This window comes from Chloroflexota bacterium (assembly GCA_026389585.1).
Lineage (GTDB): Bacteria > Chloroflexota > Dehalococcoidia > UBA2247 > RBG-13-53-26 > JAPLHP01.
Window position 1 is genome coordinate 22,568 of record JAPLHP010000052.1, and the last position, 14,105, is coordinate 36,672.

18 protein-coding genes are annotated in these 14,105 nt (G+C 48.9%); 11 read left to right on the forward strand and 7 right to left on the reverse strand.

What is annotated here, in order from left to right; all coding sequences use genetic code 11:
• Positions 1-8: 8 nt before the first annotated feature.
• Together NTZ04_04365 and NTZ04_04370 are read right to left on the reverse strand one after the other, a co-directional pair.
• Positions 9-1,199 (reverse strand): ABC transporter permease, encoded by a 1,191-nt coding sequence (locus NTZ04_04365; GenBank protein MCX5991550.1) that lies wholly within the window; start codon positions 1,197-1,199, stop codon positions 9-11.
• A gap of 101 nt (positions 1,200-1,300) precedes the next feature.
• Positions 1,301-1,780 carry a hypothetical protein gene (locus NTZ04_04370; protein MCX5991551.1) on the reverse strand — a complete coding sequence of 160 codons (480 nt, stop codon included), beginning with the start codon at positions 1,778-1,780 and terminating at the stop codon, positions 1,301-1,303.
• A gap of 621 nt (positions 1,781-2,401) precedes the next feature.
• On the opposite strand from NTZ04_04370, the gene NTZ04_04375 reads away from it, so the two are divergent.
• The 5 genes from NTZ04_04375 (at position 2,402) to NTZ04_04395 (ending at position 4,447) form a co-directional block, all read left to right on the forward strand.
• Complete coding sequence (locus NTZ04_04375; protein ID MCX5991552.1) at positions 2,402-2,620, forward strand: NifU family protein; 219 nt, start codon at positions 2,402-2,404, stop codon at positions 2,618-2,620.
• A gap of 73 nt (positions 2,621-2,693) precedes the next feature.
• Positions 2,694-2,918, forward strand: coding sequence for a NifU family protein (locus NTZ04_04380; GenBank protein ID MCX5991553.1), 225 nt, complete (start codon positions 2,694-2,696; stop codon positions 2,916-2,918).
• Positions 2,919-2,951: 33 nt separating this feature from the next.
• The gene (locus NTZ04_04385) at positions 2,952-3,185 is read left to right on the forward strand and encodes a zinc ribbon domain-containing protein (protein MCX5991554.1); all 234 of its coding nucleotides are present in this window, start codon (positions 2,952-2,954) and stop codon (positions 3,183-3,185) included.
• Positions 3,186-3,379: 194 nt separating this feature from the next.
• Positions 3,380-3,841, forward strand: coding sequence for a hydrogenase maturation protease (locus NTZ04_04390; GenBank protein ID MCX5991555.1), 462 nt, complete (start codon positions 3,380-3,382; stop codon positions 3,839-3,841).
• 153 nt (positions 3,842-3,994) lie between these two features.
• Complete coding sequence (locus tag NTZ04_04395; protein MCX5991556.1) at positions 3,995-4,447, forward strand: YkgJ family cysteine cluster protein; 453 nt, start codon at positions 3,995-3,997, stop codon at positions 4,445-4,447.
• Between the two features lie 44 nt (positions 4,448-4,491).
• Here NTZ04_04395 and hypB read toward each other — a convergent pair whose 3' ends face one another.
• The 3 genes from hypB to NTZ04_04410 form a co-directional block, all read right to left on the reverse strand.
• The gene (hypB, locus tag NTZ04_04400; GenBank protein MCX5991557.1) at positions 4,492-5,160 is read right to left on the reverse strand and encodes a hydrogenase nickel incorporation protein HypB; all 669 of its coding nucleotides are present in this window, start codon (positions 5,158-5,160) and stop codon (positions 4,492-4,494) included.
• Positions 5,161-5,162: 2 nt separating this feature from the next.
• On the reverse strand, positions 5,163-5,504 hold the full coding sequence (gene hypA, locus NTZ04_04405; protein ID MCX5991558.1) for a hydrogenase maturation nickel metallochaperone HypA: 342 nt from the start codon (positions 5,502-5,504) through the stop codon (positions 5,163-5,165).
• Between the two features lie 129 nt (positions 5,505-5,633).
• Positions 5,634-6,227 carry a rhomboid family intramembrane serine protease gene (locus NTZ04_04410; GenBank protein MCX5991559.1) on the reverse strand — a complete coding sequence of 198 codons (594 nt, stop codon included), beginning with the start codon at positions 6,225-6,227 and terminating at the stop codon, positions 5,634-5,636.
• Positions 6,228-6,605: 378 nt separating this feature from the next.
• Here NTZ04_04410 and NTZ04_04415 point away from each other — a divergent pair, with 378 nt between their 5' ends.
• The 4 genes from NTZ04_04415 (at position 6,606) to NTZ04_04430 (ending at position 10,148) form a co-directional block, all read left to right on the forward strand.
• Positions 6,606-7,367 (forward strand): toll/interleukin-1 receptor domain-containing protein, encoded by a 762-nt coding sequence (locus NTZ04_04415; GenBank protein ID MCX5991560.1) that lies wholly within the window; start codon positions 6,606-6,608, stop codon positions 7,365-7,367.
• A 152-nt stretch (positions 7,368-7,519) separates the two neighbouring features.
• Positions 7,520-8,407 carry a hypothetical protein gene (locus tag NTZ04_04420; GenBank protein MCX5991561.1) on the forward strand — a complete coding sequence of 296 codons (888 nt, stop codon included), beginning with the start codon at positions 7,520-7,522 and terminating at the stop codon, positions 8,405-8,407.
• Positions 8,408-8,839: 432 nt separating this feature from the next.
• Positions 8,840-9,325, forward strand: coding sequence for a thioesterase family protein (locus NTZ04_04425; GenBank protein MCX5991562.1), 486 nt, complete (start codon positions 8,840-8,842; stop codon positions 9,323-9,325).
• Between the two features lie 160 nt (positions 9,326-9,485).
• Positions 9,486-10,148: a class I SAM-dependent methyltransferase gene (locus NTZ04_04430; GenBank protein ID MCX5991563.1), complete on the forward strand. Its 663-nt coding sequence runs from the start codon at positions 9,486-9,488 to the stop codon at positions 10,146-10,148.
• A gap of 24 nt (positions 10,149-10,172) precedes the next feature.
• Here the strand turns inward: NTZ04_04430 and NTZ04_04435 are convergent, their stop codons facing one another.
• Complete coding sequence (locus tag NTZ04_04435) at positions 10,173-11,615, reverse strand: NAD(P)H-dependent oxidoreductase (GenBank protein MCX5991564.1); 1,443 nt, start codon at positions 11,613-11,615, stop codon at positions 10,173-10,175.
• A gap of 903 nt (positions 11,616-12,518) precedes the next feature.
• Positions 12,519-13,319 carry an alpha/beta hydrolase gene (locus NTZ04_04440; protein ID MCX5991565.1) on the reverse strand — a complete coding sequence of 267 codons (801 nt, stop codon included), beginning with the start codon at positions 13,317-13,319 and terminating at the stop codon, positions 12,519-12,521.
• 166 nt (positions 13,320-13,485) lie between these two features.
• Between NTZ04_04440 and NTZ04_04445 the strand changes: the two genes are divergently transcribed.
• The gene (locus tag NTZ04_04445; protein ID MCX5991566.1) at positions 13,486-13,881 is read left to right on the forward strand and encodes a transposase; all 396 of its coding nucleotides are present in this window, start codon (positions 13,486-13,488) and stop codon (positions 13,879-13,881) included.
• 32 nt (positions 13,882-13,913) lie between these two features.
• Positions 13,914-14,105 (forward strand): hypothetical protein (locus tag NTZ04_04450; protein MCX5991567.1); only part of this gene is annotated, 192 nt, incomplete at its 3' end.

Here is a 14,105-nt window from a genome sequence, read left to right on the forward strand (position 1 = left end):
TGTCACCCCTATAGTGATCTCAGTGAATCGGCTACCCTGATATGAGATGCCCGCAATGCAGGGTACACGCTGGCCACAATAGTCACTAAAATAGCAAGACCGAGAGCGGGCAGCAGGTACTGTGGGGCATAGCTGACAGCCAGGCCATCGAAGATGAGAGGGCCGAGCACGTATGACAGCAATGTACCTGCTATGTACCCTATTATGCCGCCCACCACCCCGACAGCGATAGCCTCGTAGATAAACATACTCACTATCTGTTTGCGTGAGGCCCCCACTGCTTTCATAATGCCAATGTCTTTGATGCGCTCGTGGACAGAGGCCATCATGGTATTCACTACCCCGAAGCCACCTACCACCAGGGTAATGCCGGCTAAGGCCAGCATGAAGCGATTGATCTTTCCCACCAGATTCATTTCAGTTTCCGCTATCTGCCTTACGGCCACGGCACGGACTCCTGGGATAGTCTTGTTGATAGAATCGGCAATGGACTCCACAGGGCAGGCAGAGCACAGGGCGCGAATGTCCATCGAGGAAATCAGCCCCTCCTTCCCAAAGGCCTGCTGAACTGTTTTCAGAGGGGCGAATATCTGATAGTCATCCTGCGAGCCTGTCTCTCCAAGGATGCCGACGATGGTTACATCTTGCCCGTTGATAGCGATGCTGTCTCCTGGATCGACGCCCAGTATGGAGCTTGCCCTGGTTCCCAGTATGGCTTCATTCTGCTGTTCCGGATACCTTCCTCCTGACATTTCCCACCAGCTCTTGATGAGCCTTTCCTGCTCCGGGTTGAAGCCTACTACCATGATAGATGTTCCCTTTACTATTGTGTTCATGTAGAGCTTGGGGGCAATGGTGGCGATATCTCCGTTGTCCTGGATATCAAGCGCATTTCGTATTGCTCCGTCGGCAATCTGTCTGATCTCAGGCAGCTTATCTTCAGCAATGTAGTTCTCCCCAACAGCCAGGCTGCCCAATCTCAAATCTCCCAGCTTCAGATCGACGTCGTTGATGGCTGGCATGACTGTCATGTTGGCGCCGTACTTATCTATCTCACTGTAAATCCTCTGCTCACCGGAGCGGGCCACCGTCAACACGGCCACCACTGCTGCCACGCCGACAGCCACGCCCAGAGCCGTATATAAAACCCGCCGCCTTCTGCGCAAGGTGTCCTTAGCCACTACCTGGAGTAATCTCATTTTTGCCTCTCTATAACCTCTGCCCCTTCTTACCTTCCGGCATGTGGTCTAAAGTGCAGACTACGTGTCGAGATCCTGTCCTTTTCACTTTTGACGTCTGGCTAAGCGGTCTTGGCCTTTGCCTTAGCCTTAGCCAATTGAAACAATACTATGCCTGTCCCGCCGAGGGCGATCCCGGTGACCACCATGAAAATGCCGCTGACAATGGTGACAGTGGTAAGGCCCAGGCTGGCAACACCAAGGTACAGAGAGTTCTCCAGGTTTAGTGCCTGCGTGTATCTAAGTTGATTGATGTTCGTGGGGTCATAGCTTGCTCCACCTGTTACCTCCTTATAGGTTCCATATTGTTCAAGTCGGTGCCCCCTTATGGTATCAGCAGCTTTCTGAGCTTCGGCGGCAGAATCGACTAGGTCCCCCTGAGCTGCTCCTTCGACACCCAACGTAACCTGCTCCTCGCGCATTGCGTTCTTGATAAAAGTGGCCTTAGACTGGCCTTCGACGATGAAGGCTGTGCCCATTGCTACCCCAGCCACCCCCAGAGCCAGAACTGCTATTGCGATATATCGTCCTATACGTGACATTTGCTTGCCTCCTTCTTCAACTATTCAGGGCCACATTTGAGTGCCTACGGTGCTGTCTTTTCTGTGCATCTGAGCAATGGCGCCTTTGCCCAGAACCGGCACTGGTATTGCTATATGATTGCTCTGACTCTGCCATTCTCACCTCCTTTAGGCACCTGTCGTTGCCAGATCTAGTAGATCATGGCATCACCTATATCCGTTCAGATGTCCCGAATGGCGCAGGTACTTGCAGTCTTGCATACTGCACTATATTTACTAAAATGATCAATATCATCAAGTTAGTAATGATTATATCAGGCATTGTGAAAGCTGTCAATACCTGATATATTCCGGGCGAATCCTGCCATAATCGAATGATTTCCTCCATGTGTGCAGTAGTCATTACAGGTTGATTCATTTCATTGGCGTATCGATCCCGATTTGTCTGTAAAGGACGGCTGTATTGCTTGTGTATCCTGTAGCCTGTGTGCGAGTTTGACGTTTGAGAAGGGGATGGCGTAAGATGGATTTGAGATAAAAGTTGCATACAGGAGTGAAGAACTGGCCTAAAGTAAACTAAGGTTTTGGAGGAAGGGGTAGAGTTGGGGTTTGGATCAAGAATTGAGTACGTGGAGGTAGAACATGAAGGAAAAGGTTGAAGCGGTACTGGCTAAGATAAGACCTAATTTGCAGGCAGACGGTGGTGATGTGGAGTTGGTGGATGTCAAGTCCGGTGTTGTAAGGGTAAGGCTCAAGGGTGCCTGCGGAGGTTGCCCCATGGCTGCCATAACTCTAAAGGATGGAATTGAGAGGGCGCTTAAAGAAGAGGTGCCGGGGATCAAGCAGGTAGTGGCTGTCTGAGTCAAGGGTTAGTTTTGCATGGCTGGTCATAGAAGCAAATCTAGATATATTGGTGGTTCGTGGAGAGTATTGGGTGAAGATACAAGACAGAGTAGAGAAGATCATAGATAAAGTGAGGCCTGCCTTGGGTGTTAACATCGTGGAGTTGGTGGATGTTAGTGAGGGAGTAGTGAAGGTGAGGGTGATTCCATCATCCTGCGCTGCTGGTATATCCCAAGAAACGGTTGTGGTATTGCTAGAAGAACAGATCAAGGATGAGATGCCTGAGATCAGAGAAGTAGTTGCCGTAGAAGATTGATGACATGCAAAAAGGGATTGCTTTGGTGAGAAAATGCCTGTCTATGAATACTATTGTCCTGATTGTAATATAAGGTTCGAATTACTCCGACCATTGTCCCGGTCCAGCGAGGGGGCCCCATGTCCCGGCTGCAGCAAGACAGTCCAGCGAGCAGTCTCTTTATTCGCTTCGTATTCTAAAGGCGAGAATGGTATGTCCACTCCTATCGGTGGAGGCTCTTCTTGCGGCGGGTGCTCTTCTTCCAGTTGCAGTAGCTGTGCTGGGTAGTGCGGGATCTTGCTCGCAAGACTTGTGGTGGGGTGAGTGGGTGAAATGGACCCTGTTGGAGCCATGTCTTAGCAACTGAGCAGGGGCGGTTTACTAACCGCCCTCTATGTTTTCTGATTACCGCTCTGCCCGGGGTCCACAAGTTGTAGGGGGCAGACAGACTTCAGTATTTGATAGTCTTTGGGGCAGGTATTTTGAGAACGTTGATTTTAGGTCTGGGGAATCCGATCCGCGGTGATGATGGAGTGGGAATTAGGATTGCGGAAGCTCTGGAAGGCGAGGTCCATCATCCGGAGGTAGAGGTAGCAGAGAGTATTAGCGGTGGGCTGGATCTTCTGGACCTGCTCGCGGGCTATCAGCGGGCCATCATAATTGATGCTATCCAGACCCATCAGGGAAAGCCAGGCCAGGTTTATCGTTTGGGCCTGGAGAATCTGCCTGTTCCTCTCCACTGCTCCGTGGTCCACGACGTCGATCTGGTCACTGCCCTGGATTTGGGCCGCAGACTTGGTATGGCGATGCCCCAGGAGATCGTCATCTTTGCCATAGAGGTAGCTGATGTCACCACCTTTCGCGAGGAATGCACTCCGGAGGTGGAGAGGGCTATCCCTGAGGTTATCAGGCTGGTGCTGCAGGAACTGCGGAGCACAAACTAGAAGTGACCCGGGCAAGCTTGGCTTCAGTGTCCTGAAGGGCAAGGCCAGAAACCGGGGAATCACCATTCGTACCCGGGCAGGCGATTCCTTTTTGTTATTTGTATTCTGGTTTATATCTGACCTGATTTTGTCGTGGTATAATATCGCAGGAGATTGCGGCGTGCTAAAACCATGGACAGGAAGTTTCGGAGAATACCGGAATGCTCTGCATGCGGCAGGTGTTGTATAGAGCAGGGTTCCGGCTTCACCATGATGCCCGATGATTATAGAAGATGGAAGCGTCAAGGGCGACATGATATCCTCCGCTATATCTGGCAAGGCGAAGTGCCTGCTGATTATGATGGGATATGGGACGTATGGATAGACTGGGTAGACCCTGAGACGGGAGAGAATCTGGATTATTGTCCCTTCCTGAGGAAGCTAAGACGGAGTAAGTATAGCTGTGCCATTTATGATACCAGGCCGAATATATGCGAGAGGTTCTGGTGTGAAGGAGCATACAGGATTGGGAAAAGAGGGGCTCCTTTATATACTCATAAGTCACTAATAGAAATTCGGAGCCTGAGGGCGATAGTCCCGGCCTGCGGGATGCCAGGAAATCAGTGATAGGGGATATAGATTCCCGGGGAGAACTGGGCGAAACCTTATGTCTACTTGACAGTTCTCTTGTGCGGGTAACGAATGCTGGACACGACCCAGGAAACCCAGTCCTCAATGCCCTGATGGGTGGTGCAGGAGACCTGGAATATCTGAGCTTTCTGGTTTATCCCTTTGAGTGCCTTTGAGAAGCCTTCCACATCAAATTTGGTGTATGGCAAAAGGTCGATCTTGTTTATCACTACAGCATCTGCGAGGTGGAACAGGAGGGGGTACTTGTAAATCTTGTCATCACCTTCGGGGACACTCAGGATCAGGACCTTTTTGTCTTCCCCGAGCTTGAACTCTCCGGGGCAGACCAGATTGCCCACATTTTCGATGAGCAGAAGATCGATGTCAACCAAAGGCAGATTGTCCAGGGCGTGACCAACCATAACGGCGTCCAGGTGACACTCCCCGCCGGTATTAATCTGAAGCACCGGCACTCCCTCTTCGCTCACCTTTTGAGCATCTATGGTGGAACTTATATCTCCTTCGATAACGCCTATGCGGACTTTGCCCTTCAACCTTCTGATGGTCTCCAGTATGAGGCTGGTCTTACCGGATCCTGGTGAAGACATCACATTTATGCAGGAAACATTCTTGCTCTGCAGCAGCGCATGATTTCTCTCTGCGATCTGGTCATTGGCGCTCAGGATATCCTTTAGAACTTTTATCTCCACGATTACTCTACCTCAATGCTTTCAACATAGAGTTCCTTGCCGGCCGTGATTTCCAGGCTGACATTGTGGCATTTGGGGCAGGACCAGTCGAATTCCTTGGGGGTAAATACCTCTTCGCAATTGTGGCAACGCGCCTGCGTGGGGATTTCCCTGAATGAAAGAGTCGCTCTTTCTGCATTGGTGCCTTTGCTGAGGTAGTCAAAGTAGAACTGCAGGCAGTCGCCGGCAATGCCAGACATTTCTCCCAGAACCAGGTTGATCTTCTGTACCCTGGCCGCACCAGTCTTGTTTGCCTCGTCCAGGACAAGGTCGAGCATACTCTGAGTGATGGCCAGTTCATGCATTTCTGAGTACACATGATAGCATAATGTAGCTGTGGCTTGCGAGGCGCTAAATCAACGAATCGCAGCTAACGCAAAGCGATGATCTGGGTTGCTCGTTCTCCAGAATGTGTTCGGGTTTGAATTATTGAATTAGGGGTAGTAGCGCTGCTGCTTCCTGAGGATAAATCCTGCTATGAGGCCGAGGACCAGCCCGCCCAGATGGCCCTGCCAGGATATGCCAGGGATGAAGGACAGCATCAAAAAACCAACGAGGATAGCTGCCCAAAGTGGAAGAGGTACCACGAAGAACATGAGGGCTTTTGCCTGCGGGCGCAGCACTGCCATTGCTCCCATTACGGCAAATATAGCTCCTGAGGCACCGATAGCTGTAGTGTAACGATCCAGAGGATCTGCCCAGGGTGCATACAGTGCCCAGAGCATGAAGAAGGCGTTCCCCAGCAGTCCACCCAGGAAATATATGGTAAGGAACTTTGCGTCCCCAATTAGCGTTGACAGGTATGTTCCGAAGAAATATAACGTGATCATGTTGAACAGAATATGGAGGATATCGGCATGGATAAAGAGGTTGGTCACAATCTTCCATGGCTCTTCTGTGAAACTTGCTGCCTGCAGTCCGAGACGCCCTTCAATGTCTGGGTTTAGGGTTGTGGCTATGAACAGTATTATATTAACGCCTATGAGGAACCATACAGCGTTCAGGGTGAAACCACGATTCTCTCTCATCTTGCCTTACCGTGTCGCATTGTTCACTAGGATAGAGGAAAAACCAGGTTTTCTCAAGCACGGGATACGATATCCCATGTTTGTCCAGTGGTGAGTACGCATGGGTCTAGAAAACCTTTGATGTCTGCAGCTTCACGTGTAGCCTTGACCTGCAAGCTAAGGTACGGTAGGCGTCTTTCTTGTCCGGATTTGAGCAGTTGTCCAAGTCTGGGTCATTATTGTTGCATCCTGTCAGACCTTGTCAACCAGATCATGGTTCGTAATCGGTTCGTAATCTTGACATCCTCTATGACTGCACCATAAGATTCATCCAACTATTGCAGCAAGATAAAAGACAATGTTAGGCGGAAGAACAACGATCGGTTCACTGGCGTAAGTATGGAAGGCAGAGCGTTACAGATTGAGCGTCATCTACGTGACCCAGTTGTGGGCGATGGAATTCTCGCACCCCCTTACGAAGGTATCGTATGCGAGAACATACGCGCCGCTCTTCGCCTACTCGGTTTTCGAATTCCATCAGGAAAGAGTTACGACGCCGAACTCAAGAACAAAGTGTTAGAGTTTCAAAAAGCCTACAACCACACTAACCAAGATGGCTTGTTTGGTCCTGGCACTCGCCGATTACTCGCTCAAATCTTGGACCAGAAAGCTGGAACGCAAGCCCTGTCAGTTTTGGAGGAACTTAACCGCAAAGTTGCTCCTTTGGTCTTTCTGAGTTATGCATGGGCCGACTCGCCTACAGTCGATAAGATCGATCAGTGGCTGCGTGACAAAGGCGTAAGAATCCAACGGGATACGAGGGATTTTAAGCCAGGGCAACAACTTCCTGATGCAATCAAGGACGCAATCGTGCGTGCTGATAAGGTTCTTGCCGTTTATTCATCCAATTCTAAAGAGAGAGATTGGCCGCGGTTTGAAATCAGCGTTGCTGAACAGAAGGAACAGTCGACAGGAAAAGGAGATCTCATTGTTTATTTAGTGCTAGACGACACACCCTTGCCAAAACACGATCCCAACCGAATTGCGGTCTTCGGGCACGGCAGGACTGTTCGGCAAGTTGGACAAGAACTATTAAGAGGCATTCTTGGCGAAGGGGGCGAGACGCCACGCATTGAGTTCGATGAGAACGAACTACTATGAGTCACAGCCCCATCCGCCTAACACGGCGATGCAGCCGACGCCGGAAGCCGGGCGCGGCTGAAACTCACGTTATAGTCGATCCGAAAATGCGGATGTCTATGTCAGGCGCCAACGTTGCTATGTCATAGACATATCATAGAGGACATATATTAATGAAGAAGCCTGTCATCATTGTAAAAGACAATTTGTTAATGCCAATACTGGCTACAGAGGTCAGAACAAACGAAATACAAATGGAGATGCGCTCTGTCAGTAGTCCTGTGATTCTAAACGGTCTGTTCTTGATGCTGGTGTCCTATATCGAATCCATGCAAAAGGAAGTGTTGACATACTATCTGAAGTACCAGCCGGAGAGAATAGCCAATAACAATAAGAACACGGTTGAGATTGATAAGCAAGTCTTAATAGAGAATGAGGACTTCCATTTCACTGAGCGGTTGGTTTCAGAATACATTGACAAGATGCCATATTGGCAATTCACAGAGATTTTCTATAAAGTCTTGAGAATCAAGAAACCTGATAATGAGCTAAGTATTGAAAACATTAAGAGAAGAAGAAACGAACTGATTCATAGCAACTTGGAAGTAGATTTCAAGAAAGGGACAGCAACTCACATATACATAGATTCTGATTACTTGGCTTACTCTCTAGGCGAGTACATCAACTATTTGGACAACCTCAAGACGGAAATATCTAGAAGATATGATAAATGCACCAAACTTAACGCGCTGAAGAGCTTATGGCACTATACTTTCAGGACCCCGTTGTGTGGTAATTTTGAAGACTATTGGCATATTGATATAGAAAGTGATCTCATTTTTGCGTACAAAATCTCACAACATGAAGGCGGTTTATCAGGCAGTGAAAAGTTCATGCTTGGTATTTGGAGGAGCCAAGTATCGAATTATAAGGTTGATTTCATCAACATGGCATCATTAGGCCAACATATGCAGTTTTGTCTCTACATGTTCTTGAAACTATCGAATGACATTTTCTTGTATCAGGGTGGCGATCTCAAAATGCGATCAAAGCCATGTTGAGTATAACAATGGCGTGCAACTGACTTACAAGGACAACTTTCTTTGAGTCGGGGCTTGGTTCAGAAAGCTGGTTTGTATGTGCCCTACAAGCGGCTGACTCCAAGCGTTAGATTGCATCCATGTCCCATGTCGTTCAATCCACAACTTCAAACATCAAGGGCAACTTTGGTATGGTATTGCCATTGCTGGTACACGGAAGACGTGACTAACATGCGAGTGTGTGTACAACGCCGAAATCACCTATCTACTGTAGTGTCATCGCAATACCTATACAATGGATTCCCGCTTGTGCGGGAATTACAGGGGTAACTTATATTGTTAAGTCTTTTCTGAGACACTACATTAGCTTTTGATGCGTACGCATGGAACGGGAGACATCCCCAACGTTGTCAACTATAATAAACGTACAAAGAACTATTGATGAAAGGAAGAATGAAAGACGACAAATTGCCGGTCTTTGATAATGAGAAGACCCAGGTACTGAAGGGTGGCATGGCACTCATGACCAGGTATCATCCCTTCCTCGAGCTTATGGGTGTCACGGTTGAGTCGACGGACGATGACAGCGTGCGCATCAGGTTTTCCATGCGCGACGACCTGTGCGGGCACCCGGGCCTGCGCATCCTCCATGGGGGAGTTATTTCCTGCATGATTGATGTCTTGGGGGGCGCAGTTGCATCCTGGCACCAGATAAGAGATATCAAGGATCGTCCTGTGGAGGAGCAGCTCAAGAGGATGGGCGCTATAAGGACCATTGACCAGCGTGTCGATTACCTACGGCCGGGCAAGGGCAAGGAGTTCACAGTCACAGGCTTCGTCCTGCGCGACGGCAAGAACGTGATCGTCATCCGCATGGAAATGAAGAACGAGGAGCAGAGCCTGATCGCTACCGGCATCGGCACGTTCCTTGTCGCTTGAGGTAGCGCTGGCGTGCATCTGAGTCGCCACGTTAGTTGCCCAAAACATCATCGAGATAAGTTATCAACCCCCACTCACGTAAGCATGAAATGGCAGACATCCCAGTGTTGCAGTAAGATAAAAGGCAATGTAAGACCCCTAGCTAAATCAGAATCCGACTATGGCAGAGCTATCTCCCCACGAGACAAGATCCGGACATACTGTCTACAACAGGGCGTTACTGTCCATTTACGACTTGTTTGTTCTGGGCTTCCTTTGTCGTTTCATGTGGAAATGCCCTTCGCGTCATCTCTTGGAGCTTTACAATCAACATGTTACTTCAAACCATCTGGATGTAGGTGTAGGTACTGGCCATTTCTTGGATCACTGCAAGTTTCCGAGCGATACGCCTCGAATTGCTTTGATCGACCTCAACACGAATTCCCTTGATGTAACCGAAAAACGCTTGTCGCGCTATGCCCCTGTCACCTACTGCAGAGATGCCCTCGAACCGATCAACATAGACGCTGAACCCTTCGACTCAGCGGCAATCAATGGACTGCTTCATTGTCTCCCAGGCACAATACTAACGAAAAGTGTTGTTTTTGACCATTTGAAGCCCCTCTTGAATCCTGGCGGCGTGATTTTCGGCTGCACGATACTCAACAATGGAGTCAAGAAGAGCCGACCTGCACAGTGGACAATGAATTCGCTGAACAGGAGAAAGGTGTTCACCAACCTTGAAGATGATCTTCAAGATCTGAGAGAAGAACTGTCGAAACGTTTTCGGGATAATGAGGTGAAGGTAATCGGCTGCATGGCCCTATTCTGGGCACGCACATGAAGTTATGACTTGTCCGATTGAGGGTTACCTATTTTCGGTTATGTCCTTCCCTTTTCCAATAGTACCGGTCTTAAGGAAGTTTTCCAATCGTTTCTCCCTTTCTTTGGTGATTTGGTTTCTTCTAAAAGCAATTAACCTATTTCGCAATTTCTTGCTCTTGAATAAAATTCTCATAATCGCAGCGCTTCCGCCAGTTGAGGGATAGTCAAACATTCTATTCTTCTGGTGAAAATCGTAATCTGCACGAAGATACATACCGTTTTTCGCTACAAGGTCACGGAATGTCCAAGTTGCGCAGCGAGTGGCAAACCTATCTGCAATCTGCCATTTCTCCTCCATAGCTCTGTCCAAATCCTCCACTGTTTGACGTACTGTATTTGCAAAATTCGGGTCATTACTATCGCGATCAGCCAGAGCTGCAATACATTTTGCCCCTGTTTTATCCAGGACAGCCCCCAGGTACCAGGCTGCGTTCTTACCCAGAGGGCCCCCTCCAATGGCTACAGCAAAGCTGTATCTACCTTTCAAGGAGGGACGGTGAGCCATTCCCCATGACCGGTCAAGAAATGCTTTCAAGTGACAATCTACCATCCCTGAACTACAACGACCTATGTATACAATACCGTCAACTTTGTGGATTCTCCTTTTTATTGCTTCATACTCATCTTTAAGAACACAGATACCCTCTACTCTAGAATCACAGAGAAGGCATCCAACACAAGGTCCAACCTTGTGATCCTGTAATTCCATGAGTTCCACCTTGTTTCGTGAGTACCTGCGGATAGATTCAACTATGGATGCAGCGGCCGGGTCATCAGATATCCTGTTACCCGTTATGACCAGAATGGTCTTATTGCCGTCTTTCTCTGCTTCGGGACCATTTACATCAAAACCTTTCCCACGGCTCAACGGAGAAAGATAAGCCCGGTCTAAAGGAGCACTTTCTTTAGCGGGAACATATCCATTTTCCAGAGCCCGGTTAATTTTCTCTGCCAGGACCCGACAACTATCCTCGGTTTCCTCATCATCAACGTATCCAAAAAAGGGATTCCCTTCGGCTGATATATCACCAATATAGCCAAAACCCAACTGCTCGCTTACAAATCTAACTTTATCGAGAATATAATCATCGTGGACACGAGCAGATGTCATGACTGAAGCGGCGATTCTACCCGTAAAATCATAACCTTGCTGGGCAAATAGCTTATCAAGAAGATACTGCATCTGGACAGGAACAAATAGAACCCATGCCCCAAAAGTCCAGATAATGGCATCCGCACCCTTCATTTTTTCGACAATCTTAAGGAAGGCAGGATCTGCTTCTGTTGGGTCAGATGATAACCTTGCTCTCGTCACATCTACAAACTCGTAGTCATAATCGAGGAAACGAGACAGGAATAACGCAGTGTACAGACTTGCGCTTTTCTTGCCTGTGGGGCTGCCACATAGGAAAAGCACTTTCTTCATGATATTAGCTGGGATTTCCCATATCAACTCGCAGTGAGCCTACCCAGTAGCTCTTTGGTGTCGACACCGATGATGCATCCATTGCATCCGATTGTCAAGCCTAACGGATACTGTCAATGAGGTCACTATCATAGCGGCTATGTTCAAATCAGTCACCAATTACACTGATTCAGAATCCTCCACCGCCAACATTTCCGAAATGATACACTGCCCCTTGACCGTGTTTGTTGTCAGTTTTTCTCGGTTGAGGCATGATGGTTACCGCTGGTTCGGTAGATGGATATTCATAAGTACAACAGAGACGATATCCCCGTGTTCTCGAAACCCGAAATCACTTATCTACCTGCTGATGCGTACGCATGAAATGGCAGACATCCCAATGTTTGACATGGCCGAAATACTCGGCCCGGATGATCTAAAGCAGCAACCCTAGTACGATGATAACGATGCCTGTGGTTTCTTTATTATGGGATTATGGGTCTTTGCCTGTGATAGACTATCTGCATTGAATCTATGGAATACCAAGAAGCAATCGCTATATTAAAAAGCCTGTTGGACAGGCACTCGCTTGACCCCGCGGAAGAAGAAGCAGTTATGACTGCCATCGGTGTTCTCAGTTGGGCTTCCCTATCTAAGAGCAAAATTAAAGCACAAAAGGCCAAACGAGATAAGAGTGCCGAATGGTAGCATCATCTTAAGTACTCGGTAGGTACGCATGGAAGGGTACACATCCCGTTAAAGATGCGGTCGAGAAATCCTGCTGACAAATTGCTGATAGAGATCAGATAACGGGGTAACAGAAAACGGCAGTCTGAGCACAGAATGGGTTGGAGGGCAGAAACAGGGAAACACCAATTTGAGCGTGAAAACACATCCCGGTACGTCCCTTGATAGACTTGAAATCTAGGCAATCTGTGCTAAGAAATCTAAAACTGCCTGGTTGAACTTGTCTCGGATCTCGACGTTGAATGCGTGGCCTCCTCCCTCCAGTACAACCAGCTTGGCTTTGTCTATGCCCGTTGCCAGTTCCTTCGACAGCTTGACTGGCAATAGAATGTCTTGTTTGCCGACCAGCACCAGAGTCGGGGCCACTATGTGGCTCAGGCGGCCTAGTGCATTGTGTTCGGTGGCGGCAGTCACCTGGTGAGCCAAGGCGTGAGCCGGCTGCAAGTAGGGAGCTGCTGCCATTGTGTCCAGAGCCATCTCAACTATCCCTGAGTTTTCAAAGAGCTTGTCCGTGAAGATGAAGGGGAAAATCAACCTGAAATACGTTCTCGGGCTGACCCCCTCCGTTTTTGCTGCAGCCCATGCTCCTACTGTGTGGTCACTGAAGGGATAATTCCCCGCCGAAGTAGTTGCCAACACGAGGCTCTTCACCCGTTCCGGGTATTTGATGGCAAGCTCCTGGGCGATCATTCCACCCATGGATAGACCCAGTATATGGGCTCTGTTGATCCCTAGAGCATCCATGAGCCAGACTGTGTCATCAGCCATCATTTTGATGGAATAGGGCTCGTCTGGAGCATCAGTACGACCAACACCACGGTTGTCAAACGCTATCACCTGGTACTTCTTCGAGAACTCTGGGATCTGGAACATCCAGCCAGTCAGGTCTGTTCCCAATCCCATTATCAGGAGCAAAGGTTCTCCCTTCCCATGAACCTCGTAATACATGTTGATGTCACCAACTTTGACTGTAGGCATTTTCCCTCCTCGTTTGTGCCAGAGGTCTATCTAAAGGCATGTATGTGGCAATGGCCTTGGACAATACCACTAGGAGCTTGGGTCACGACTGGTATGTAAACCTATTCCCTTCTGTGCGGCCGAAGGCTATACTCCAGGTAAGCGATCCACAGATAGGAGTTGCGAATTGACTTACGCCAAATATAAGCCCTACGTCATAGACGCTGGTTATCTTTTTCCTCCTTCGCTGGCCGATTTCCTGGGTACTGAGGATGAGGTGCATATATTCAGGGAGGTGACGGAGCACTTAGGCATCGCGTGTTTGGACTCAGACTTCAATGGCATGGGGCAGCACCCTTACCACCCCAGAATGCTGCTCCGACTGCTGATGTGGGGTATGGCCAATAGGGTGGTGAGCACTCGCCGAATAGAGGTGCTGGCCCGCAGGGATGTGAGCTTCATCTATCTGTCCGGGAGAGGCAATCCCGACTACCGCACCCTGGCCAGATTTCGCCGGCGCAACGCCGCGGCGATAACGGAGCTATTCAAAGAGACAGTGTTGCTCTGCGCCAGGCTAGTCTAGTGTATCTCTAATAACTTGACAATGATGGGGGTTTGGTTTATACTGTCTGCATGTGGAAAACAACTGACCCCATCGCGTTGCCCCCGGACCAGCAGCGCACTCTCGAAGCTTGGGTTCGCGCCCAGAAAACCCCGCAAAGCATCGTGCTACGGGCCAATATTGTGCTCATGGGCGCCTCCGGGCTGTCTAACAACCGCATCGCTGCAGAACTGAACACCAGCCGC

Bases quoted from the DNA above. Each gene is read 5' to 3' on its own strand.
- NTZ04_04365 (MCX5991550.1), bottom strand. From the start codon at position 1,199: ATGAGATTACTCCAGGTAGTGGCTAAGGACACCTTGCGCAGAAGGCGG.
- NTZ04_04370 (MCX5991551.1), bottom strand. From the start codon at position 1,780: ATGTCACGTATAGGACGATATATCGCAATAGCAGTTCTGGCTCTGGGG.
- NTZ04_04375 (MCX5991552.1), top strand. From the start codon at position 2,402: ATGAAGGAAAAGGTTGAAGCGGTACTGGCTAAGATAAGACCTAATTTG.
- NTZ04_04385 (MCX5991554.1), top strand. From the start codon at position 2,952: ATGCCTGTCTATGAATACTATTGTCCTGATTGTAATATAAGGTTCGAA.
- hypA (MCX5991558.1), bottom strand. From the start codon at position 5,504: ATGCATGAACTGGCCATCACTCAGAGTATGCTCGACCTTGTCCTGGAC.
- NTZ04_04410 (MCX5991559.1), bottom strand. From the start codon at position 6,227: ATGAGAGAGAATCGTGGTTTCACCCTGAACGCTGTATGGTTCCTCATA.
- NTZ04_04415 (MCX5991560.1), top strand. From the start codon at position 6,606: ATGGAAGGCAGAGCGTTACAGATTGAGCGTCATCTACGTGACCCAGTT.
- NTZ04_04420 (MCX5991561.1), top strand. From the start codon at position 7,520: ATGAAGAAGCCTGTCATCATTGTAAAAGACAATTTGTTAATGCCAATA.
- NTZ04_04425 (MCX5991562.1), top strand. From the start codon at position 8,840: ATGAAAGACGACAAATTGCCGGTCTTTGATAATGAGAAGACCCAGGTA.
- NTZ04_04430 (MCX5991563.1), top strand. From the start codon at position 9,486: ATGGCAGAGCTATCTCCCCACGAGACAAGATCCGGACATACTGTCTAC.
- NTZ04_04435 (MCX5991564.1), bottom strand. From the start codon at position 11,615: ATGAAGAAAGTGCTTTTCCTATGTGGCAGCCCCACAGGCAAGAAAAGC.
- NTZ04_04440 (MCX5991565.1), bottom strand. From the start codon at position 13,319: ATGCCTACAGTCAAAGTTGGTGACATCAACATGTATTACGAGGTTCAT.